Origin of the sequence: Kribbella sp. NPDC003505, assembly GCF_040610875.1 — a bacterium.
Classification (GTDB): domain Bacteria; phylum Actinomycetota; class Actinomycetes; order Propionibacteriales; family Kribbellaceae; genus Kribbella.
Genome location: NZ_JBEXNA010000001.1, coordinates 458,141 through 478,611 on the forward strand (window position 1 = coordinate 458,141; position 20,471 = coordinate 478,611).

The 20,471-nt window shown below is 70.0% G+C and carries 24 protein-coding genes; 6 read left to right on the forward strand and 18 right to left on the reverse strand.

Annotated elements, in window-relative coordinates; genetic code table 11:
- Positions 1 to 15: 15 nt before the first annotated feature.
- Complete coding sequence (locus ABZX12_RS02065) at positions 16 to 1,023, forward strand: GNAT family N-acetyltransferase (RefSeq protein WP_355688983.1); 1,008 nt, start codon at positions 16 to 18, stop codon at positions 1,021 to 1,023.
- Positions 1,024 to 1,078: 55 nt separating this feature from the next.
- On the opposite strand, the gene ABZX12_RS02070 is transcribed toward ABZX12_RS02065, so the two are convergent.
- From ABZX12_RS02070 to ABZX12_RS02105, 8 genes are all read right to left on the reverse strand, one after another.
- Entirely contained in the window at positions 1,079 to 2,032 is a 954-nt protein-coding gene (locus ABZX12_RS02070; protein WP_355688984.1) for a hypothetical protein, read from the reverse strand.
- A gap of 127 nt (positions 2,033 to 2,159) precedes the next feature.
- Positions 2,160 to 2,828, reverse strand: a complete 669-nt coding sequence (locus ABZX12_RS02075) for a GNAT family N-acetyltransferase (RefSeq protein ID WP_355688986.1) — start codon at positions 2,826 to 2,828, stop codon at positions 2,160 to 2,162.
- Positions 2,828 to 3,757, reverse strand: a complete 930-nt coding sequence (gene era, locus ABZX12_RS02080; RefSeq protein ID WP_355688987.1) for a GTPase Era — start codon at positions 3,755 to 3,757, stop codon at positions 2,828 to 2,830. Before era ends, ABZX12_RS02075 begins: the two co-directional genes overlap by 1 nt.
- Positions 3,741 to 4,073, reverse strand: a complete 333-nt coding sequence (locus tag ABZX12_RS02085; protein ID WP_355688989.1) for a cytidine deaminase — start codon at positions 4,071 to 4,073, stop codon at positions 3,741 to 3,743. The genes era and ABZX12_RS02085 overlap by 17 nt, the downstream gene beginning before the upstream one ends.
- A 19-nt stretch (positions 4,074 to 4,092) precedes the next feature.
- Positions 4,093 to 5,397 carry a hemolysin family protein gene (locus tag ABZX12_RS02090; protein ID WP_355688991.1) on the reverse strand — a complete coding sequence of 435 codons (1,305 nt, stop codon included), beginning with the start codon at positions 5,395 to 5,397 and terminating at the stop codon, positions 4,093 to 4,095.
- 7 nt (positions 5,398 to 5,404) lie between these two features.
- The gene (gene ybeY, locus ABZX12_RS02095) at positions 5,405 to 5,881 is read right to left on the reverse strand and encodes an rRNA maturation RNase YbeY (RefSeq protein ID WP_355485772.1); all 477 of its coding nucleotides are present in this window, start codon (positions 5,879 to 5,881) and stop codon (positions 5,405 to 5,407) included.
- The gene (locus ABZX12_RS02100) at positions 5,878 to 6,804 is read right to left on the reverse strand and encodes a PhoH family protein (RefSeq protein WP_355689717.1); all 927 of its coding nucleotides are present in this window, start codon (positions 6,802 to 6,804) and stop codon (positions 5,878 to 5,880) included. The genes ybeY and ABZX12_RS02100 overlap by 4 nt, the downstream gene beginning before the upstream one ends.
- 151 nt (positions 6,805 to 6,955) lie before the next feature.
- Complete coding sequence (locus ABZX12_RS02105) at positions 6,956 to 7,918, reverse strand: hypothetical protein (RefSeq protein ID WP_355688992.1); 963 nt, start codon at positions 7,916 to 7,918, stop codon at positions 6,956 to 6,958.
- Positions 7,919 to 8,022: 104 nt separating this feature from the next.
- Here ABZX12_RS02105 and ABZX12_RS02110 point away from each other — a divergent pair, with 104 nt between their 5' ends.
- Together ABZX12_RS02110 and ABZX12_RS02115 are read left to right on the forward strand one after the other, a co-directional pair.
- Positions 8,023 to 8,532, forward strand: a complete 510-nt coding sequence (locus ABZX12_RS02110; protein WP_355688993.1) for a SigE family RNA polymerase sigma factor — start codon at positions 8,023 to 8,025, stop codon at positions 8,530 to 8,532.
- Entirely contained in the window at positions 8,529 to 9,656 is a 1,128-nt protein-coding gene (locus ABZX12_RS02115) for a Gmad2 immunoglobulin-like domain-containing protein (protein WP_355688995.1), read from the forward strand. The genes ABZX12_RS02110 and ABZX12_RS02115 overlap by 4 nt, the downstream gene beginning before the upstream one ends.
- Here ABZX12_RS02115 and ABZX12_RS02120 read toward each other — a convergent pair.
- The 10 genes from ABZX12_RS02120 to ABZX12_RS02165 form a co-directional block, all read right to left on the reverse strand.
- Positions 9,649 to 11,064 (reverse strand): HAMP domain-containing sensor histidine kinase, encoded by a 1,416-nt coding sequence (locus ABZX12_RS02120; RefSeq protein ID WP_355688997.1) that lies wholly within the window; start codon positions 11,062 to 11,064, stop codon positions 9,649 to 9,651. The two genes, ABZX12_RS02115 and ABZX12_RS02120, sit on opposite strands and share 8 nt — an antisense overlap.
- Positions 11,064 to 11,750 carry a response regulator transcription factor gene (locus ABZX12_RS02125; RefSeq protein ID WP_355688999.1) on the reverse strand — a complete coding sequence of 229 codons (687 nt, stop codon included), beginning with the start codon at positions 11,748 to 11,750 and terminating at the stop codon, positions 11,064 to 11,066. Before ABZX12_RS02125 ends, ABZX12_RS02120 begins: the two co-directional genes overlap by 1 nt.
- A gap of 23 nt (positions 11,751 to 11,773) precedes the next feature.
- A complete protein-coding gene (locus ABZX12_RS02130) occupies positions 11,774 to 11,983 on the reverse strand; it encodes a hypothetical protein (RefSeq protein ID WP_355689000.1) in 210 nt (69 codons plus the stop codon).
- On the reverse strand, positions 11,980 to 12,402 hold the full coding sequence (locus tag ABZX12_RS02135; protein ID WP_355689002.1) for a hypothetical protein: 423 nt from the start codon (positions 12,400 to 12,402) through the stop codon (positions 11,980 to 11,982). Before ABZX12_RS02135 ends, ABZX12_RS02130 begins: the two co-directional genes overlap by 4 nt.
- 98 nt (positions 12,403 to 12,500) lie before the next feature.
- Positions 12,501 to 12,830, reverse strand: coding sequence for a helix-turn-helix domain-containing protein (locus ABZX12_RS02140; RefSeq protein ID WP_355689003.1), 330 nt, complete (start codon positions 12,828 to 12,830; stop codon positions 12,501 to 12,503).
- Between the two features lie 50 nt (positions 12,831 to 12,880).
- Positions 12,881 to 13,597, reverse strand: a complete 717-nt coding sequence (locus ABZX12_RS02145) for a 16S rRNA (uracil(1498)-N(3))-methyltransferase (protein WP_355689004.1) — start codon at positions 13,595 to 13,597, stop codon at positions 12,881 to 12,883.
- Positions 13,598 to 14,740 (reverse strand): molecular chaperone DnaJ, encoded by a 1,143-nt coding sequence (gene dnaJ / locus ABZX12_RS02150; protein ID WP_355485778.1) that lies wholly within the window; start codon positions 14,738 to 14,740, stop codon positions 13,598 to 13,600.
- A gap of 31 nt (positions 14,741 to 14,771) precedes the next feature.
- Positions 14,772 to 15,794 carry a heat-inducible transcriptional repressor HrcA gene (gene hrcA / locus ABZX12_RS02155; RefSeq protein WP_355689006.1) on the reverse strand — a complete coding sequence of 341 codons (1,023 nt, stop codon included), beginning with the start codon at positions 15,792 to 15,794 and terminating at the stop codon, positions 14,772 to 14,774.
- 49 nt (positions 15,795 to 15,843) lie between these two features.
- The gene (locus ABZX12_RS02160; RefSeq protein WP_355689008.1) at positions 15,844 to 16,935 is read right to left on the reverse strand and encodes a Gfo/Idh/MocA family oxidoreductase; all 1,092 of its coding nucleotides are present in this window, start codon (positions 16,933 to 16,935) and stop codon (positions 15,844 to 15,846) included.
- The gene (locus ABZX12_RS02165; protein WP_355689010.1) at positions 16,932 to 17,582 is read right to left on the reverse strand and encodes a ThuA domain-containing protein; all 651 of its coding nucleotides are present in this window, start codon (positions 17,580 to 17,582) and stop codon (positions 16,932 to 16,934) included. The genes ABZX12_RS02160 and ABZX12_RS02165 overlap by 4 nt, the downstream gene beginning before the upstream one ends.
- A gap of 93 nt (positions 17,583 to 17,675) precedes the next feature.
- Between ABZX12_RS02165 and ABZX12_RS02170 the strand changes: the two genes are divergently transcribed.
- From ABZX12_RS02170 to ABZX12_RS02180, 3 genes are all read left to right on the forward strand, one after another.
- Positions 17,676 to 18,062: an EF-Tu/IF-2/RF-3 family GTPase gene (locus tag ABZX12_RS02170; RefSeq protein WP_355689012.1), complete on the forward strand. Its 387-nt coding sequence runs from the start codon at positions 17,676 to 17,678 to the stop codon at positions 18,060 to 18,062.
- A 10-nt stretch (positions 18,063 to 18,072) separates the two neighbouring features.
- Positions 18,073 to 18,843, forward strand: coding sequence for an MBL fold metallo-hydrolase (locus ABZX12_RS02175; RefSeq protein WP_355689014.1), 771 nt, complete (start codon positions 18,073 to 18,075; stop codon positions 18,841 to 18,843).
- Positions 18,844 to 18,934: 91 nt separating this feature from the next.
- Positions 18,935 to 20,464 carry an NCS1 family nucleobase:cation symporter-1 gene (locus ABZX12_RS02180; RefSeq protein WP_355689015.1) on the forward strand — a complete coding sequence of 510 codons (1,530 nt, stop codon included), beginning with the start codon at positions 18,935 to 18,937 and terminating at the stop codon, positions 20,462 to 20,464.
- The last annotated feature ends 7 nt before the right edge of the window (positions 20,465 to 20,471 follow it).

Below are 20,471 nucleotides of genomic sequence, written 5' to 3' on the forward strand. Positions count from 1 at the left end.
GTGGACCCTGTGGGCGTGGAGATCACCGAACTGTCACCCGACGACGAGGCCGGGTGCATCGACGCAGTAGCCGTCCAGAGCGCAGCCTTCGCACAGGACTGCCCGGAGCTGGTGCGCCCGACGCCGCGCGGGTTCGCGAACCTGCTGCGGTACGGCTGGGACCTCGAGCCGCAGCGGGGGTTCCTGGCCCGCAACGCCGACGGTAGGGCGGTCGCCGTGGCTACGGTCTCGCTGCCGACGTACGACAACACCAACCAGGTGTGGTTCGAGCTCACGGTCCATCCGGACCATCGCGACGGCACCGACGGCACCGACGGCACGGTCGAGGCGGAGCTGATCGAGTACGTCGAGCAGCTCGCCCGCGACGAAGGCCGCACGATGATGGGCTTCGGCGGGTTCGACCTGCCGGACGCGATCGCGCTGGCGCACAAGCACGGGTACGAGCAGAAGGCGGTCGAGGTCAACCGCCGGCAGGACCTGGCCGGGCTCGACTGGTCGATCGTCCGGTCGCTGTACGACGAGGCGGTCGCGGCGTCGACGGCGTACGAGCTGGTCACGCTCACCGGCGCGCTGCCCGAGGACATGCTCGACGGAATGATCGCGGTGACCGCGTCCATCAACGACGCGCCGAAGGACGACCTGGACATCGAGGACGACGTCTACAGCCGCGAGCGGCTGCGGGCGTACGAAGAGGCGCAGGCGAAGAGCGACCACACCCTCTACCGGGTCATCGCCCGGGAGAAGGCCACCGGCGAGCTCGCCGGTCACACGGTGATCGCAGTCGAGCGCGAGCGCCCGCACATCGGCGAACAGCACGACACCGCGGTCGCTCGCGAGCACCGGGGCCACCGCCTCGGCGCCCTGCTCAAGACCGCGATGCTGCTGCACGTCCGCGACGCCGAGCCGGCACTCACCCAGGTCGACACCTGGAACGCCGAGTCCAACAACCACATGATCGGCATCAACGAGCAGCTCGGCTACCGGATCGTGGCGCGCTTCCTGGCGTACCAGAAGAAGCTCTGAAACAGACCGGGGGCGCCGCATCGAGCGGCGCCCCCGGCTCTGCACTACGGCAGGATCACTCCCCCACCAACTGGTTCCAGTGGCCGGTGACCGAGAAGATGCCGGTGCCCGGGACGGTGCCGCCAGGGACCCGGCCGTAGGACGTGACCGCGGTCTTCGAGCCGTTGAACTTGCTCATCGCGTACTGGTAGACCGAATCGGTCTCGTTGTCGAAACCGGTCACCAGCGTGCCGCCCTTGTCACCGCACTCCCTGGCGGCCAGCGACTCGTAGGCAGCGAAGCCGGCGCTCCGGACGAGCTTCAGGATCGGCTTGGTCGAGGCCGCGGCCGGGATCCGGACCGTCCACAGCGCACCGGCCTTGGTAGTCATCAGCAGCGTGTCGTACGTCGGGGTCTCGGAGATCACGGTCATCGCCTTGAAGCCCTTGAAGCCTGGGAAGTGACCGAGGGCCCGGAAGGTGGCACCCGACGCCGCGTAGCGGTACAGGCTGCCGTTGGTGCTCAGCCCGTACAGGTACGAGCGGTTCGGCGCGGTGATCGCGTAGTTCGACGTGACGAGCTGGGTGAAGCTGGTCCAGCCGGAGCCGATCCGCGCGTACGTCGGCCGCGCGTAGTCGGTGTCGAAGTAGGTGACACCGCGGTACAGCGTCCCACCTTGCACGAACAGGCTGTGGTAGTAGAAGTGCGCGTCGGTCTTCACGCCGTACCACGTCGTGTTGAGACGGGTGCCGACGAACGGGAAGTCCGCGTAGAACACACCGCGCGGTGGCTTGGCCGGTGTGATGTCGACGTCGCTGATCCCCGGCCTCGGGGTGTTGAAACCCACGTCCTGCACGCATCCCGCGGAGGCGAGCTTGGCGTTCGGCGTGGTCTTCAGGTTGCCGTGGGCCGGGTCGGCCATCGCGGGCGTCGGGGTGGACCGGACGGCGGCGGTGGCAGGGCCGGCGGCGGCCGTGGCGGCGAGCATGCCGACCCCGGCCAGGGCGAGCGCGAAGCGCTGCAGTTTCATACTGGGAGTCCCCCTCAGGACATGAACAACCTCGATGAGCCTCGAGATCGTGCGCGAGCCTAACGCGCGCGGGGGACAGAACACGCCGCGATTGCACCTTGTTGCACCTTGTTGCAACGATTCCAGGCTAGACCGCCTCGACGACCGTGACCTTCATGCGGTTCGAGAGCGTGAAGCCCAGCGCGTTGTAGAGGCGGATGGCGGTGGTGTTGGCGCCGCCGGTGTGCAGGAACGGGGTTCGGCCGGCTGCGGTGATGTGTGCGGCGACCGTGCGGATCAGGCGGCTGGCCAGACCCTGCCCCTGGTACGACGGATGCGTGCAGACCGCGCTGATCTCGGTGTGATCGGGCAGCGCGAAGCGGGTGCCGGCCATCGCGATCAGGTCGCCGTCGCGGCGGATGCCGACATACGTGCCGAGCTCGATGGTCCGGCTCCGAAACGGGCCCGGGTCGGTCAAGGCCACGAGCGCGAGCATCTCGGGGACGTCGTCCGGCCCGAGGACGACCGCCTCGGGATCTGCGGCCGGGAGCGACGCCGGCGCGACGAACTGGACCAGGTCGATCTCGGCCTCGATCTTGAAGCTGTCCGGCACCGGAAGTGCCGGACGCATCAGCGCCGCGGTCTTGCCGGGGCCGACGAGGACTGCCGCGTCGACCCAGTCCTGCTCGGTCGGTTCGTCGGGCAGCGCGAGGAACGGCGCCACGGCCGTCGGGTAGCGACGGGCGTGGCCGCGGATCTCCGCGAAGGAAGCGTGCGGGCCGGTCAGCGCGGCATGCACGGGGTTGCGCAGGGTCATCAGAAACCCAGCTTGCGCAGGTGCTTCGCGTCGGTCTGCCAGTTCTTCGCGATCTTGACGTGCAGATCGAGGTACACGGGCGTCCCGAGCAAAGCCTCGATCTGCCGCCGGGCCGCCGCACCCACCTCGCGCAGCCGGGCGCCCTTGTGGCCGATCACGATGCCCTTCTGGCTCTCCCGCTCGAGGAAGATGTTCGCGTAGACGTCCAGCAGCGGCTTGTCCTCGGGGCGGTCCTCGCGCAGGTTCATCTCGTCGATCGTCACGGCGATCGAGTGCGGCAGCTCGTCGCGGACGCCTTCCAGCGCCGCCTCGCGGATCAGCTCCGCGACCAGCGTCTCCTCGGGCTCGTCGGTGATGTCGCCGTCCGGGTACAGCGGGAAGCCGTCCGGCAGCAGCTTCACGAGCTCCTCGGCGACCAGGTCGACCTGGTACCCCGAGGTCGCGGACACCGGGACGATCGACGCCCACTCGATGCCGACCGACTCGCCGAGCGCCTGGATGTCGGCCAGGTGCGCGACCATCCGGTCGGGCTCGACCAGGTCCGCCTTGGTGGCGAGCGCGACCTTCGGCGTCTTCGCGACCTTCGCCGCCTCGCCGACCAGGAAGCGGTCGCCGGGGCCGATCTTGTCGCTGGCCGGCAGGCAGACCGCGATCACGTCGACCTCGGCCCAGGTGGTCTTGACCAGGTCGTTCAGCCGCTCCCCGAGCAGCGTGCGCGGCTTGTGCAGCCCGGGCGTGTCGACCAGGATCAGCTGCGCGTCAGGCCGGTGCACGATCCCGCGGACGGCGTGCCGCGTGGTCTGCGGCTTCGACGAGGTGATCACGATCTTCTTCCCCACCAGCGCGTTGGTGAGGGTGGACTTGCCCGCGTTCGGCCGGCCGACGAAACAGGCGAAGCCCGCCTTGAAATTCTCAGGTGTGGACGACATCGCGGACCTCTCCAGTGCCGAGGGCAAGGACTACGGGAATGTTGGCGCCGGCGAAATGCCGTACGACGTTGACGTCGGCGGACTCGGACTCGGTGACCACCGCGGCCGCCTCCAGTCCCTTCACACCCGACGCGAGCGCCATCGCCACCGCCAGCTGCAGCGCGGTCAGCTCGACGGTGTCGAGCGCGACCGTGCAGGCGGCGTACGTCCGTCCGTCGGAGTCCCGGACAGCGGCTCCTTCCGCGGCCCGGGTCCGGGCGCGCGCGGCGCGGGCGAGCGTGACGAGTTTGGCGTCTTCCGCCGAGAGGTCCGACAAGGTGATTGCTCCTAGGCGATCAGGCGTGCTGGTGGTTCTGGTCCTGGGACTCCGGCGCGGGTTCCGCGCGCCGTACCAGAACGGTACCTACCTGGTTGCGGCGGCCCGACGGCCGCTCCGCGGTCAGCGACAGGCCCTCGATCGTCACCTCGGCGCCCGGGATCGGCACCTTGCCGAGCAGCTTGGCCATCAGGCCGCCGACGGTGTCGACGTCGTCGTCGTCCAGCGGGACGCCGAACAGCTCGCCCAGCTCGTCGATCGGCAGCCGGCTCGACACCCGGTAGGCGCCGTCGGACAGGTGCTGCACCGAGTCCGGGTCCTCGTCGTACTCGTCGGTGATCTCGCCGACGATCTCCTCCAGGATGTCCTCGATCGCGACCAGCCCCGCCGTTCCGCCGTACTCGTCGACGACGATCGCCAGGTGCATCCGGGCCGCCTGCATCTCGCGGAGCAGCTCGTCGACGGGCTTGGAGTCCGGGACGTACATGCACGGCCGCATCACCGACTCGACCCGCTCGGTCGACTCGGCCTGGGCGTTGTCGTACACCCGGCGCATCACGTCCTTGAGGTAGACGACGCCGACGATGTCGTCGAGCGACTCGCCGATCACCGGGATCCGCGAGAACCCCGAGCGCAGCGCCAGCGACGTGAGCTGGCGGAGCTTCTTGTGCCGCTCGATGTAGACCATGTCGGTCCGCGGCACCATCACCTCGCGGACGATGGTGTCGCCGAGCTCGAACACCGAGTGGATCATCTGCCGCTCGCCGGACTCGATCACCGCGGACTTCTCCGCGTAGTCGACCAGCGCCCGCAGCTCGGCCTCGGTCGCGAACGGGCCTTCGGCGAACCCCTTGCCCGGGGTCAGCGCGTTGCCGAGCATGATCAGCACCTTCGGCAGCGGACCGAGGATCCGGGTCACCGCCATCACCGGGCCGGCCGACAGGATCGCGAACCGGTCCGAGTGCTGCCGGCCGAGCGTCCGCGGGGCGACCCCGATGATCACGTAGGAGATCAGCACCATCACCACGGCGGTGATCAGGATGTGTTCCCAGGTCACCTCGAGGACCCCGGACAGCGCCTGGGTGACGAGCACGATCGCGGTGATCTCGCAGCTCAGCCGGAGCAGCAACAGCGAGTTCAGGTACCGCGGCGCGTCGGACAGCAGGTCGCGCAGCTTGACCGCGCGCAGGTTGCCCTGCTCGACCTGCTCGTTCGCCCGCACCTTCGAGTACGACGACAGCGCCGCCTCCGCGCCGGCGAACAGTCCGGCGAGCAGCACCAGCACCGCAGCCACAACCAGCAGGACCAGGTCGTGGGAAGTCATCGCAGTATCACGCCTCTAAACGATTGCCGGGTGCGCGCCATGCTTCCAGCAGGCGGCCCTGGACGTCCCACATCTCCGCTTTCTCGGCGGGTTCGGCGTGGTCGTAGCCGAGCAGGTGCAGGATGCCGTGCACCGTCAGCAGCTCGAGCTCGGCCCAGGTGCCGTGGCCGGCCTTCGCGCCCTGCGCGGCGGCGACCGTCGGGCAGAGCGCGATGTCGCCGAGGTGGCCGAGCGGCAGGTCGTCGTCCGACTCGCCGTCGGACCCCGGCCGCAGCTCGTCCATCGGCCACGACATCACGTCGGTCGGACCCGGCAGGTCCAGGAACTCGACGTGATACCGCGCCATGGTGTCCTCGTCGACCAGCTTGATCGACAGCTCACACTCCGGGTGCAGCCGCAGCGACGACATCACGAACCGGCTGAGCCGCATCAGTCCGTGCGCGTCGATCTCCACGCCGGACTCGTTGTTGACCTCGACGTTCATCGGTGGGAATCAGCACTGCCTTCGTAGTTTTCGTACGCCGACACGATCCGGCCGACCAGCTTGTGCCGGACCACGTCATGCGATGTCAACCGGCAGAATGCCAGATCCTGCACGCCGTCGAGAATTTCCTGCACCACCCGGAGGCCGGAATTCGTGCCGTTCGGCAGGTCGACCTGGGTGACGTCGCCGGTGACGACCATCTTCGAGCCGAACCCGAGCCGGGTGAGGAACATCTTCATCTGCTCCGGCGAGGTGTTCTGCGCCTCGTCCAGGATGATGTAGGCGTCGTTCAGCGTCCGGCCGCGCATGTAGGCCAGCGGCGCGATCTCGATCGTGCCGGCGGTCATCAGCCGCGGGATGGACTCCGGGTCGAGCATGTCGTGCAGCGCGTCGTACAGCGGCCGCAGGTACGGGTCGATCTTCTCCGACAGGGTGCCGGGCAGGAACCCGAGCCGCTCACCGGCCTCGACGGCCGGCCGGGTCAGGATGATCCGGTTGACCTCCTTGGCCTGCAGCGCCTGGACCGCCTTGGCGACCGCCAGGTAGGTCTTGCCGGTACCGGCCGGGCCGATGCCGAAGACGATCGTGTTCTTGTCGATGGCGTCGACGTAGCGCTTCTGGTTCAGCGTCTTCGGCCGGATGGTGCGGCCGCGGCTGGACAGGATGTTCTGGGTCAGGACCTCGCGCGGGGACTCCGCGGTGGCCTGCTTGATCATCGCGATGCTGCGCTCGACCGAGTCCGCGGTCAGCCCGTGGCCGGTGCGGACCACCGCGACCAGCTCGTCGAGGAGGCGCTCGGTGAGGGCGAGCTCGGCCGGCTCACCGACGAGCGTGATCTCGTTGCCGCGGACCATGATGTCGGCGGCGAACTCCTTCTCGACGATGCGGAGGAACTCGTCCCGGGCTCCGAGCAGGGCCACCATGTCGATGCTGTTCGGCACGACGATCTTGTGCGACGCCTGCGTGCTGGCGGCGGCGCCGGCCACCGGGCCGTTCGCGCGCGCCTCCGGTTCGATACTGCGTGGCCTGGACAGGCTCTTCCTCCTGAGATCAGTGGCATTGACCCTGTCCATGCTAGCCGCCCCGTCCGACACCCTCACTCGAAATTCCTCCGGACACGCCTGGCCTCGTCGCCGGCGCCCCGGTGGCGGGCGTGATCCGGGCCGCGTCGGCGTTCGCCGCGAGGACCGCGCTCAGCCGGTCCAGCTCGCCGCGCCCCGGCGCGGAGCCCGGCTCGGCGCAGGCGCGCTCGAGCCCGATCCGGCGGTCGCGCTCTGCCGCCCATTCGCGGGTCGGGTGCAGGTTGACGGTCACGCCGGACGGCGACGGGCGCAGCATCGGGGCGAGCTCGGTGCGCCGGGCCCGGTCGGCCGCGCCGGGCTCCTGGTTCCGGTGCAGCTCGTAGCTGCGCAGCATCCGGTACGTCGCCTCGATCGCGGCACGGGTGGATCCGGAGGCGGCCGGCGGCTTGTCGAACTCGTCGGCGTGCGTGTTCTTCCCGTCCGGGATTCCTACTGCATGCATCGGTGTGAACACGTGCAGCGACTGCACCGGCGCGGCCGGATCACCGTCGTACACCGCGTCCTCTCGCCAGGCGTGCGCGCCGGAGTAGCTGTCCTGCAGGGCGTGCGCGGCCGCGCCGAGATGCGTGAACTCGCCGTCCGACGCACCGTGCGCGGCGGCGAGTTGCTCGTGGACGTACTCGACGTTCGTGGCGAGGTTGTCCCAGCCCTTGCGGTACGGGTCCGCCATGAAGTGTTCGCGTTGCGCGTTCGGGTTCGCGTACGCCGAGTGCGTGGTCGGCCCGGGGCCTGCGTACGGATAGGACAGTCCCATCCCATTGAAGTTCTCGATCAGGCCCGCGCCCAGCGGCCGGTCCTGGTGTGCCTGGGCCTTGTCCAGCGCGGCGGCGTACTCGTCCCGCCGGAGCCCGTGGATGGTCCCGTCCGGGGCGGACAGGTGCTGGTACAGCCGGGCCACGGCGGCGTACGTGATGTCGTGGTGACCCGACCACGTACCGTCCCCGCGCTGCTTCATCCCCTCAGAATTCCACGTTTCCGGGCCACGGCTGTTGTCAACCTGGGACAGGGTCTTTGCGTCGTCTTTTCGTGGCACAACCGGCCGTGGTGTACGAAGAGTGCGTGACACATGAGTCCTCGTGGGATGCCGACGAGGCGCTGACGGCTGTCTACACCGCGCACTACACCTCGCTGGTCCGCCTCGGGACCCTGCTGCTGCGCGACAGCGGGACGGCGGAGGAGATCGTGCAGGACGCGTTCGTCGCGATGCACGGCCGCTGGAACCGGCTGCGCGACCCGCACAAGGCGCTCGCGTACCTGCGGACCGCGGTGGTGAACCGCTGCCGCTCCCGCCAGCGCCACCTGGTGGTGGTGGACAAACACACCCCGAAGTCGCTGCCCGACGAGCCCAGCGCCGAACAGGCCGTCCTGCGGACCGCGGAGACGGACCGGGTGATCGAGGCGATGCGGACCCTCCCGGAGAAGCAGCGCACCGTGATGGTCCTGCGGTACTACGGTGACCTGTCGGAGGCCGAGATCGCGGACACGATGGGCATCAGCCGGGGATCCGTGAAGAGCCACGCCGCGCGCGCGAGCAAGTCGCTGCGCCAGCTCCTGGAGCAGACCGTATGAACGACAAACAGAATGACCCGTTCGACGAGCTGATGCGGCGCGCCCTGCACGAGGAGGCGGACCGGATCGAGCCGTCCGACGCGCTGCCGGAGATCCGCGCCCGCGCGCACGCCCAGCGCCCGGCCGCGCGGCGCCCCTGGCTGATGACCGCCGGCCTGGCCGCGGTCGGCACCGCGGCCGCGATCGGCGCCTTCACCGTGCTGAACGGCGCCGACGACACCGCCAACGACGGCGACGAGGTCGCAGGCCCCGGTACGACGGTCACCGCGACCGGCGCACCGCAGAGCCAGGCGCCATCGGTCCTGCCCGCCTCGCCCGAACCGTCCGCGGCACCGACCGAGCCACCGAGCACGTCCCCCTCCCCGAAGACCGCCGGCCCGACCGACCGCAGCGTCGCGGAACCGGAGGTCAAGAGCGCTGTGGTGCCGGTCTACTGGCTCGGTCAGCAGGTCGGCGCGCGGGAGAAGTCGGCCGTCCGGCTGTACCGCACCTGGGCCAAGGTCAGCGGCCGCCCGGCCGAGCAGGCGGTCCGCATCATGACCTCCAAGCAGCCGAGCGACCCGGACTACTACTCGGTCTGGCGCGGCGCGGCGCTGAACACCGTCACCCGCTCGGGCGGCGTCGTCACGGTCGACTTCAAGGAGCTCCCGAAGGCGACGCTGGACAGCAAGCTCGCCAGGCTCGCCACTCAGCAGCTCGTCTACACGGTCCAAGGCGCGCTGCAGGACAACCAGACGCCGGTCCAGGTCACCCAGGCCGGCCGCTCGGTGCAGAAGCTGTTCGGCCAGGTCGACACCAGTGCACCGCTGGGACGCGCCCAGGCCGCGGAGGTCCAGGCGCTCGTCTGGATCGAATCTCCGACCGAGGACCAGGCCGTGGAGCCCAAGCTGACGGTCCAAGGCGTGGCAGCCGCCTACGAGGCGACGGTCAACTACCAGGTGACGAACCTGAAGACCCGGGAGACGAAGAAGAGCTTCGCCAACACCAAGGAAGGCCAGAAGTTCTCGCCGTACTCCTTCCAGCTCACGCTCAGCCCTGGCCCGTGGCAGGTCAGCGTGTACCTCGTGTCGCCGGAGGACGGCCGCGTCACCGACACCGACACCAAGTCGATCCTGGTCAAGTAGCCGGCAGCACGATTGTGAAGGCGGCGCCGCCTTCCGGCGCCCGTCCGGCGGTCAACGTTCCGCCGAGGCGGGTGACGAGGCCGTGCGCGAGCGCGAGACCGATCCCAGACCCGACCGGGCGACTGCCGCGGTACTTCCGGTTGAGTACGCCGGGCCGGAACGCGACCGCGTAGTCCTCGGATGCCAGCCCCGGACCGCCGTCGCGAACCTGGAGCGCGACGGCGCCGCCCGGCTGCCGGCCCAACGACATCGTCAGCTGCGCACCGGCCGGCGTGACCCGGAGGGCGTTCTCCGCGAGACCGTCGAGCACCTGGCGGATGCGCCGTGGATCGGTGGTCGCGACCGCAGGCTCCGGCGGAAGTTCCAGGCGGAACTGCACGCCCTGGCCGGCACAGCGGACACGCCACACCTCGGCGCAGGCGGTCAGCGTCTCCCGCAGATCGACCCGGGCGAGATCCAGCTGGAACTGGTCGGCCCCGATCCGCGCGAGATCGAGGAGATCGCTGACCAGCCGTTCGAGTCGCAGCGACTCGCGCTGAATCACCTCGCCGGCATGCCGCGGGTCAGGTGCGACGCCGTCCGCGAGCGACTCCGCGAATCCGTGGACGGCGGTGAGCGGCGTCCGGAGCTCATGGGAGACCGACAGCAGGAACTCACGCTGCCGCGCCTCGCTGTGCCGCAACGCGACCGACAACTCGTTGACCGCGTGCGCGACCTCGGCCACCTCGGTCGGTCCCTCCACCGGTGCGTGCAGGTCGCGTCGCCCCTGACGCATCGCGGCCGCGACATTCGCCGTACGACGTAATGGGCGCCCCAGCAGCCGCCCGAGGACGGCGCCCGCCATCGCGGCGACCACAAGACCGGCGCCGAGCGCGACGAGGATGTTGCGCAACAGGATGCGCCGCGTGTCGCCCGAGAGCCGGACCGGCTCGACCAGAGCAAAGCCGGAGTTGTCACCGAGACCACGGGCCTCCACCAGGTAGTCCGTGTGACCGACGCGGACCTCGGTGGAGATCTGCTGCGCCTGGCCGATCGCATCGAGCCCGGCGGCACCGGCTGCCTGCGTGGACTGTGGATCGGTGGACTGCAGCCCGCGCCGAGGCAACAGCAGCACGACGACGATGCCCTGCCCGCGGACGACCTGAGCTACCCGTCCGAGCCCGGCCGCGCGCGGACCGAGGCCGCGCTGGTCCACCTGACCTGCGATCACGTCGGCCTGGGCTGCCAGCGACTGCTGCAGGACATTCTGCGCCGACTGCCGCGCCAGCCCGGCCATCACCAGGCCGGCTACCAGGACGGCGATCCCCGCTACCGCTACGCAGGTCAGCACGATCCGGTTGGTCAACGAGCCGCGGCCGACCGCCTGCGGGACCGCCACCCGCTCGTCGGCGGCGAGCAACTGCGCCATCAGTCGAGGTCGGCGGCGTAGCCGACGCCCCGGACGGTGCGGATCGGGCTGGCGGACCCGAGCTTGGCGCGGAGCTGGGCGATGTGGACGTCCACGGTCCGCGTGCCGGCGGCGGACTGGTATCCCCACACCGAACTCAGGAGCTCGTCCCGCTCGAACACCCTGCCCGGCCGCCGGAACAACTGCGCGAGCAGGTCGAACTCGGTGGACGTCAGACTCACTTCGGCGTCCCCGGCCCAGGCCCGTCGCCTGGTCACGTCCACGCGTACCGCGCCCACCGCCAGCACCTCGGCGGCGGTCACCGTGCCGGACGCACGCCGCAGAACGGTCCGGACCCGCGCGGCCAGTTCCCGTGGGCTGAACGGCTTGGTGATGTAGTCGTCCGCTCCGAGCTCCAGCCCGAGCAGCCGGTCCACCTCGTCGTCCCGCGCCGTGACGAACAGCACCGGCGTCCAGTCCCCCGCCGCCCGCATCGTCCGGCAGATCTCCGCGCCGTCCTTCCCGGGCAGTCCGATGTCGAGGATCACCGCGACCGGACGCATCCGCCGCCACGCGGCGAGCGCGGCTTCGCCGTCCGACTCGATCCGGACGCCGAAGCCGTCGCGGCGCAGGTACAGCGCGATCACCTCGGCGATCGCCGCCTCGTCCTCGACCACCAGGACCAGCCCGCGACCGGCAGCGGTCATCTTCGGCTCCTGGGGATTCGCGGTCAGGGCGCGTCGTCCCCGGCCAGCTCGCGATCGATCGCGTCAAGGGTAGACCCGATCCGATCCAGCTCCTGCTCCGGCGACCCCACCTGTTGGGTCGCCGGAGCCTGGCCCGAGCCCTGCTCTCCCGGCCGGTCGGCGGAGCCGCACGCGGACAGGCCGAGGACGATGCCCGCCGTACCGATCAGCACAACCAGCGGCTTGCGTGTCACTTGGCCACCTGGCAATGCTCGGTCTTGAACGTCTCCAGCTTCGTCTTGACGGTGCCGAGTTGCGTCAGCCGCTCGGTCCGGCGTTGCGCCCGCTGCTCCAGCCGGGCGGCGACCTTGTCGTGTCCCTTCGCCTTCTGTGCGGCGGCCCGCGCCTTGAGCCACGCCACCGAACCCTTCACGTCGGCGCTGCCGTTGATCCGGGTCGCCAGCTTGTCCCGGCGGGCGATCAGCTTGGGCAGGAGTTCGGCGCACAACTTCTGCGACTCCTCCGGGCTGAGCGTCACCGGGTTGTACGACGGGGCGGGGGTCGGCGTGGGAGTCGGGTCGGCGGCCGCGACCGTCGTACCTCCCACGAGACCACCGACCAGGACGACAGCCGACGTACCGGCCGCGAGTGCGCCGCGTACAGACCTGTGCATGGTATGTGCTCCTCGTGCTCGTTCGTTGCGATGGAACGAGACTTCCCGACGGGAATTCGAGGACGGTCGGCGCTGTGTTCGGGGTTTGTAAGAGTTGTTCAGTCCGCGCGGTCGATGGTGGCGGCGAGCAGGCCGGGGAAGGCCGAGTCGAACTCGGCGCGGCGCAGGCGGTTGAGGCGGCGGGCGCCTTCGTCGCGCTGCTCGATCAGCCCGGCGGACCGCAGGACGGCGAAGTGGTGGCTGGCGGTCGCCTTCTTCACCGGCAGGTCGAACGTGCCGCACGCGCGCGTCCACTCGTCGTGCACAGCCAGGTCTCGCAGGATCGACCGCCGCACCGGGTCCGCGAGCGCGTCCAGCGCCACCTGCAGCGGCACCTCGGCCGGGTCGGCATGGGTGAGTGTGCGGGCGCGGGCTGACTCGACGGGCATGGTCCGATCCTTGTGTTCGGTTGCTGTCTAACAGCGTACGCCGCGGATCGTCACAGCCAACGTGAGCGCGCCAGCAGCGCGGCGGCGGCCGCGACGCCGGCCGTCGAAGTCCGCAGAACGGTGTCGCCGAGGCGGACCGGCTCGACCTCGAAGGCCTTCAGCTCCGCTGGGGCGATGCCGCCCTCGGGGCCGATCACGATGACGACGTCACCGGTCGCGGGCGGCTCGAGCGAGGCCAGCGGGACAGTGGCTTCTTCGTGCAGTACGACGGGAAGCGCGGCGCCGGCCAGCAGGGCGGCGACCTCGTCCGTGGTCGCGAGTGGCGCCACCTCGGCGAACCAGGCCCGCCGCGACTGCTTGCTCGCCTCGAACGCCCAGGCCCGCCACTTCCCGAGCAGCTTCCCGACCCGCTCGGGGTTGGCCCGGAACTGACTGCGCTCCGCGTTCCACGGCACGATCACGTCGACGCCGACCTCGGTCAGCATCTCCACCGCCAGCTCGGCCCGCTCGCCCTTCGGCACCGCCTGCACCACGACCACCCGCGGCGCCGCGGCGGGCATGCTCCCGCGCTCGTCGACGGCCACCGTCACACCGGTCTTGCTCGCCGTGACGACCGGCCCCTCGGCCCAGGCGCCGCGCCCGTCCGTCAGGCGGACGCGCTCCCCCGGCCCGATCCGCCGTACGACGGCCGCGTGCCGACCCTCGGCCCCGTCGAGGGTCAGCTCGGCACCGGACAGGTCTTCCAGCTGGAAGACCGCGACACCCATCTAGTGGGCGCCGAAGGCGTCGCGGAGGCGGCCGAAGACGCCCTTGTGGGTGGCCTGGACCTGGCCTTGCGGGCGCTCCTCGTCGCGGAGGCCGGCCAGCTGCTTCAGCAGGTCGGCCTGGGCGTCGTCGAGCTTGGTCGGGGTCTCGACGATGACCTGGACGATCAGGTCGCCGCGACCGGCGTGCCGCAGCCGCGGTACGCCGCGGGCGGACAGCGTCATCGCGGTACCGGACTGCGTGCCGGGCCGGATCTCCAGCGGCGTCGTCTCGCCCTCGAGCGTCGGCAGGTCGATCGTCGTACCGAGCGCGGCCGCGGTCATCGGCAGCGTCACGGTGCAGTGCAGGTCGTCACCGTTGCGGGTGAAGATGTCGTGCGGCTCGACCTCGATCTCGACGTACAGGTCACCGGCCGGGCCGCCGCCCGGGCCGACCTCGCCCTGACCGGACAGCTGCACACGCGTCCCGGTGTCGACGCCGCCCGGGATCTTCACCGTGACGGTCCGCCGGGACCGCACGCGGCCGTCGCCGGAACACTCGACGCACGGGTTCGGGATCGTGGTGCCGTAGCCGCGGCAGTTCGGGCACGGGCGCATGGTCCGCACCTCGCCGAGGAACGACCGCTGCGTGTGCGTCACCTCGCCGCGACCGTGGCAGATCTCGCAGGTGACCGGCTCGGACCCGGCCGCCGCTCCGGACCCGCTACAGGTCGGGCACAGCACGGCGGTGTCGACCTTGAGCTCCCGGGTCGTCCCGAACGCGGCCTCGGCCAGGTCGATCCGCAGCGGGATCAGCGCGTCCTGACCGCGCCGGGTCCGCGGCCGCGGCCCGCGGGTCGCCCCGCCGGTCTGGCCGAAGAACGCGTCCATGATGTCGGTGAACGTGAACGCCTGGCCGAAGCCGGCGCCGCCCGGCCCGCCGCCCGCGGCCGCGAACGGGTCGCCGCCGAGGTCGTGCATCTGCCGCTTCTGCGGGTCACTGAGCACCTGGAACGCGCGCCCGATCTCCTGGAACTTCTGGTGCGCGTCCTCGGAGTCGTTCACGTCCGGGTGGTACTGGCGCGCCAGCTTGCGGTACGCCTTCTTGATCTCGTCCGGTGACGCGTCACGGCTGACACCTAGGACGGCGTAGTAATCGGTGCTCATACTCCAGACCAGGGGGTTGATAGCAAAATCGTCATGACTCAGCCAGGATCTGGCTGACGTAGCGCGCGACGGCCCGTACGGCGCCCATCGTGCTCGGATAGTCCATGTGCGTCGGTCCGACGATGCCCAGTGTGGCCAGCACCTCGGACTTCGACCCGTAGCCGGTCGCGACCACCGAGGTCGTCGCGAGTTCCTCGAAGGGGTTCTCGTGGCCGATCCGGACGGTCAGCGTCTGCGGGTTGGTCGCCTCGCCGAGCAGCTTGAGCAGGATGACGTGCTCCTCCAGCGCCTCCAGCACCGGCTTCACGTTCCGCTCGAAGTCGTCGCCGTACCGGGTCAGGTTGGCGGCGCCGCCGACCGCGATCCGCTGCTCGCCGACCTCGTCGGTGAACGCCTCCAGCAGCGTGGTGACGATCGCCGCGACCAGTGACCGGTCGGCCGGCGCGAACAGCTCCGGCACACCGGCCAGCGACGCCGTCGCGTCGGTCAGGCGCTGACCGGCCAGCGCCGTGTTCAGCCGGGACCGCAGGTCCGCGATCAGCTGCTCGTCGACGTCGTGCGGGTGCTCGACGTGCCGCTGCTCGACCCGGCCGTTGCTGGTGATCAGCACGAGCAGCAACCGCCGCGGGCTCATCGTGACGACCTCGATGTGCCGCACACTCGACCGGTTCAGCGACGGGTACTGCACGATGGCGACCTGGCGGGTGATCTGCGCCAGCAGCCGGACGGTCCGGCGGACCACGTCGTCCAGGTCGACCGCTCCGGCCAGGAACGACGTGATCGCCTTCTTCTCGGCGATCGAGAGGGTCTTGACCGTGCTCAGCTTGTCGACGAACAGCCGGTAGCCCGCGTCGGTCGGGATCCGGCCAGCGCTGGTGTGCGGCTGGGTGATGTACCCCTCTTCCTCCAGCGCGGCCATGTCGTTGCGCACGGTGGCCGGGGAGACGCCGAGGTTGTGCCGGTCGACCAGAGTCTTCGAGCCGACCGGCTCATGGGTGGCCACGTAGTCCTCGACGATGGCGCGGAGAACATCCAGCTTGCGTTCGTCGAGCACGCGCACCACCCTCTCCGCCTCTTGGCACTCAATCCTTCAGAGTGCCAGTCTAGGCGGTCTCGGGCGACGCTCCCAACGGAACGGCCGCGGGGCGCGTCACTGTACTGGCCACATCAAGCGGCTGATCCTGCACCGCGGAGTCGACGAACGACTCGAGGACGTCGAGCACGTGGTAGGCCAGCTCGCCGCTGGCGCGGTGCGGCTCGCCGGTGCGCAGCGCCCGGGCCATGTCCGCGACGCCGACCCCGCGCCCGGCCCCGGCGTACCCGCCCGCGACCGGTACCTCGGTCCACTCGCGCTGCTCCGGGGTGACGATCTCGACGGTCCCGTCGAACCCGTTCGGGTCCGGTACGGACAGGCTGCCGTCCGTGCCGTGGACCTCGATCCGCGGCAGCCGCCCGGCCCACACGTCGAACGACATCAGCACCGTGGTCAGCGCGCCCGACTCGTGCTCCAGCACGCCGGTCACGTGCGTCGGCACCTCGACGTCGAACACGGTCCCGGCCCGCGGCCCGGTGTGGATCTTCCGCTGCTGCTTCGCCCGACCGGCGCGGGCGGTCACCCGGACGACCGGCCCGAGCAGCGTCACCAGGCTGGTCACGTAGTACGGACCCATGTCGAGGACCGGGCCGCCGCCCGGCTGGTAATAGAACTCGGGCGCCGGGTGCCACAGCTCGTGGCCGGGCGTCACCATGAACGCGGTCGCCGCGTGCGGGGTGCCGATGTCACCGCGGTCGATCACGGCCCGGGCAGTCTGGGTGCCGGTGCCGAGGACCGTGTCCGGTGCGCAGCCGATCCGCAGGTCGTTGGCGGCGGCGTACTTGAGCAGCGGCTCCGCCTCGGCACGGTCCATGGCCAGCGGCTTCTCGCCGTACACGTGCTTGCCGGCGGCCAGCGCGGCCTGGTGCACAGCGGCGTGCGCGGCCGGGATCGTCAGATTGACGACAATCTCAATGTCGTCAGCCGCGTACAGCTCGTCGGGAGTCAGCGCGCGGATCCCGTCGTTCTGCTCCGCGATCGCCTCGGCGCGGGAGCGGTCCAGGTCGGCGACCGCGACCACGTCGACGCCGGGCAACTTGCCCAGGTGGTCGAGATAGGTCCCCGAGATGACGCCGGTACCGACGATGCCGACGCGTGTCACTTGCTCGCCCACAGCAGCCCCCGCTCGATGATCGTCTTGACCTCGGGCGTCTCCAGATCGTCCAGCTTGTGGCCGACGGTGCAGACGAAGACCTTGCCCTCACCCCAGGTGCGGGTCCAGACCGCGGGCATCACGGCGCCCTCGATCCACGGGTAGTCCGGGTGCGACTGGAACGTCGTGGTGGCGAGGATGGTGTTGGTCGGGTCGTAGTGGATGTAGTACTGCTCGGTGTGCACGTCGAAGTGCGTGATGCCCTCGACGATCGGGTGGTCGGACTGCTCCGGGACCACGTCGACGCGGTAGTCGGTGAAGCCGTGCGGGTGCGAGATGAACTGCCCGCCGGTGATGAAGCTGTAGTCCACGTTCTTCCGGAACGAGTCGGCGATGCCGCCGTGCCAGCCGGCGAACCCGGTGCCGCGGCGGATCGCCGCCTCCAGGCCCTTGAAGTGGTCCTGCTCGATGTCGCTCATCGTCACGCACTGCAGGACGAGGTCGACGCCGTCCAGGTCGAGATACGCGGCAGTCGTGTCGGAGACCGTGACGTCGAAACCGTTCTCCTTGAGGAACGGGATGAACAGGTCGGTCGCCTCGACCGGCGAGTGCCCTTCCCAGCCGCCCCGGACCACCACAGCACGTCGTGTCGTCACACCGGCCACCCTTCGAAAGTTTCGAGATTCCGTTCGGAACAGTTGCGACTCTAGGTCCCGGGTAGAGGGCTTGCCAACAGCTAGTGTCGAGGGATGGGCTGGAAGTTCTGGAAGCGGTCGAATCCGATGGATCCGCAGGAGATGCTCGCGCGCGGGCATGCGGAGGCCAACAGCTTTCCGGCGCCGCCGCGGCCGCAGGACACGTTGCCGGTGGGCTCGTTCGGGATGACGGTCGAGGACGTGTTCTCGATCACCGGCCGCGGCACCGTGGTGACCGGCCGGGTACAGGCCGGGACCGTGTCGGTCGGCGAGCAGGTGCTGCTCACCCGCGCCGGGCAGCCGATGCAGCAGGTCGAGGTGACGGGCGTCGAGATGTTCCGCAAGACGGTGCAGACCGCGAAGGCCGGCGACAACGTCGGCCTGCTGCTGCGCGGTGTCAGCCGGGACCAGGTGCTCAGGGGCGATGTGCTGAGCAAGTAATCTCGACGGCATGAGCGCTTGGGCCGAGATCGGCGATCGCACCTGGGTCCGGCGGTACGACGAATGGGACCTGAACGTCGGCCTGGTCGTCGGCGCCGACGGCGCGCTGGTGATCGACACCCGGGCCACCACCGCGGAGGCCGAGCAGCTCCGCGAGCACATCCGCGAGCTGACCGACGCGCCGGTGACATGGGTCGTCAACACCCACGCCCACTTCGACCACGTGGCCGGTAACAGCGTGTTCACCGACGCCACCGTCTACCTGCACGAGAACGCCGCCACTGAGGAGAACCTGGCCGGTACGACGTTCGCGGCCGCCAAGGTGATCGACCTCGGCGACCGCCGCGTCGAGCTGCTGTACGTCGGCAACGCGCACACCTCCGGCGACACCGTGGTCGCCGTGCCGGACGTGGACGTGTTCTTCGTCGGCGACCTGCTCGAGGAGTCGGCGCCGCCGTCGTACGGCGAGGACTCGTTCCCGCTGGAGTGGCCGGACACGATCCAGGCCGTGGTCGGCATGATGCCGCAGGACGTGAAGATCGTCCCGGGCCACGGCGCGGTCGTGGACCTCGAGTTCGCCCACGACCAGGCGATCGAGCTGGGCAAGGTCGCCAACACCATCTCCACCCTGCACCACGCCGGCACCCCGCTCGAGGACGCGCTGAAGCACACCGAGGACTGGCCGTGGCCGGTCGACAAGCTCCAGGACGCGATCCGCCGCGGCTACGCGGCCCTCGGCACGCCGCAGCGCCCGACGCTGCCCCTTGTCGGCCCGGGATAGTCCTTTCGGGTAGTTGTCCGTTGACACGACGTCATCCGGTCGCGCAACTTGTTCGGAACGGACAACGCCCGACCGGATGAGGTGGGATCAGATGGCCCAGCAAACTGTTCACCCGGACGGGCGAGTCGAACTGGCTGATCCCGTCGTGCTCGCGGACAGCCCGTACGCCAACGCCGAGCTGGCCCCGACCCGGCTGCCCGAGCGGACCTGGACGACGTACAACTACGCCGCGCTGTGGATGGGGATGGCGCACAACATCCCCAGCTACCTGCTCGCGTCCGGCCTGGTGGCGCTCGGGATGAACTGGCTGCAGGCGTTCCTGACGATCACCCTCGGGAACCTGATCGTGCTCGTCCCGCTGCTGCTGAACAGCCACGCCGGGACGAAGTACGGCATCCCGTTCCCGGTGTTCGCCCGGGCGTTCTACGGCGTCCGCGGCGCGAACCTCCCGGCCCTGCTGCGGGCCTTCATCGCCTGCGGCTGGTTCGGGATCCAGACCTGGATCGGCGGGCAGGCCATCTACGTGATCGTCGGCGAGCTGTTCGGCAAGGGCTGGACCGAGGCGGCCGCGATCGGCGGGCACCCGTGGACGATGTGGCTGAGCTTCGCGTTCTTCTGGGTGCTGCAGATGGTGCTGATCTTGCGTGGTATTGAGGGTCTGCGCCGCTTCGAGAACTGGGCGGCCCCGCTGGTGACGGTCGCGTTCGTGGCGCTGATGGTGGCGATCCTGGTGAAGGCCGGCGGTTTCGGGCCGATCCTTTCGCAGCCGTCGAAACTCGGCTGGGACGCCGACTTCTGGAAGATCTTCGCGCCGTCGCTGATGGGCATGATCGCGTTCTGGGCCACGCTGTCGCTGAACATGCCGGACTTCACCCGGTTCGGGAAGGGCCAGCGGCAACAGGTCTGGGGGCAGATCATCGGCCTGCCGACCACGATGTCGTTCATCGCGCTGGTCTCGATCATCACCACGTCCGGCACCGTGGTGCTGTACGGCTCGGCGATCTGGGACCCGGTCGAGCTCACCCGGCGCTTCGAGAATCCGGTGATCGTGACGATCGGGCTGATCATGGCGATCCTCGCGACGATGTCCTGCAACGTGGCGGCCAACGTCGTGAGTCCGTCGTACGACTTCGCGAACGCGTTGCCGCGCTGGCTGAACTTCCGGACCGCGGGCCTGCTCACCGGCGTGATCGGCATCGTGATCCAGCCGTGGCGGCTGATCTCGGACCCGTCGATCTACATCTTCGTCTGGCTGTCGTTCTACGGCGGGCTGCTCGCGTCGGTGGCCGGCGTCCTGATCGCGGGCTACTGGGTGCTCGACCGGACGAACCTGGCACTCGCCGACCTCTACCGGCCCGGCGGCCGGTACTGGTACAACGCCGGCTGGAACTGGCGCGGTGTCGTCGCCACGCTGTTCGGATCGCTGCTCGCGGTCGGCGGCGCGTACTCGAACCCGGGCGCCGGCCCGTTCCCGGCCGACGGCCTGATCCCGTTCCTCAAGCCGCTGTACGACTACTCGTGGGCGGTCGGCCTGGTCGCCGGATTCGCGGCCTACTACGCGCTCACCCTGGCCGCGCCGAGCCGACAGTCAACGCCGACCGCGGCCGCTCCCAGTTATTAGAGTTGGC

Coding starts and splice junctions, on each gene's coding strand:
- ABZX12_RS02115 (WP_355688995.1), top strand. CDS start 8,529: ATGAACGACAAACAGAATGACCCGTTCGACGAGCTGATGCGGCGCGCC.
- ABZX12_RS02120 (WP_355688997.1), bottom strand. CDS start 11,064: ATGGCGCAGTTGCTCGCCGCCGACGAGCGGGTGGCGGTCCCGCAGGCG.
- ABZX12_RS02070 (WP_355688984.1), bottom strand. CDS start 2,032: ATGAAACTGCAGCGCTTCGCGCTCGCCCTGGCCGGGGTCGGCATGCTC.
- ABZX12_RS02100 (WP_355689717.1), bottom strand. CDS start 6,804: ATGGTGGCCCTGCTCGGAGCCCGGGACGAGTTCCTCCGCATCGTCGAG.
- ABZX12_RS02090 (WP_355688991.1), bottom strand. CDS start 5,397: ATGACTTCCCACGACCTGGTCCTGCTGGTTGTGGCTGCGGTGCTGGTG.
- ybeY (WP_355485772.1), bottom strand. CDS start 5,881: ATGAACGTCGAGGTCAACAACGAGTCCGGCGTGGAGATCGACGCGCAC.
- ABZX12_RS02125 (WP_355688999.1), bottom strand. CDS start 11,750: ATGACCGCTGCCGGTCGCGGGCTGGTCCTGGTGGTCGAGGACGAGGCG.
- dnaJ (WP_355485778.1), bottom strand. CDS start 14,740: ATGAGCACCGATTACTACGCCGTCCTAGGTGTCAGCCGTGACGCGTCA.
- ABZX12_RS02170 (WP_355689012.1), top strand. CDS start 17,676: ATGGGCTGGAAGTTCTGGAAGCGGTCGAATCCGATGGATCCGCAGGAG.
- ABZX12_RS02075 (WP_355688986.1), bottom strand. CDS start 2,828: ATGACCCTGCGCAACCCCGTGCATGCCGCGCTGACCGGCCCGCACGCT.
- ABZX12_RS02145 (WP_355689004.1), bottom strand. CDS start 13,597: ATGGGTGTCGCGGTCTTCCAGCTGGAAGACCTGTCCGGTGCCGAGCTG.
- ABZX12_RS02105 (WP_355688992.1), bottom strand. CDS start 7,918: ATGAAGCAGCGCGGGGACGGTACGTGGTCGGGTCACCACGACATCACG.
- era (WP_355688987.1), bottom strand. CDS start 3,757: ATGTCGTCCACACCTGAGAATTTCAAGGCGGGCTTCGCCTGTTTCGTC.
- ABZX12_RS02175 (WP_355689014.1), top strand. CDS start 18,073: ATGAGCGCTTGGGCCGAGATCGGCGATCGCACCTGGGTCCGGCGGTAC.
- ABZX12_RS02180 (WP_355689015.1), top strand. CDS start 18,935: ATGGCCCAGCAAACTGTTCACCCGGACGGGCGAGTCGAACTGGCTGAT.
- ABZX12_RS02140 (WP_355689003.1), bottom strand. CDS start 12,830: ATGCCCGTCGAGTCAGCCCGCGCCCGCACACTCACCCATGCCGACCCG.
- ABZX12_RS02135 (WP_355689002.1), bottom strand. CDS start 12,402: ATGCACAGGTCTGTACGCGGCGCACTCGCGGCCGGTACGTCGGCTGTC.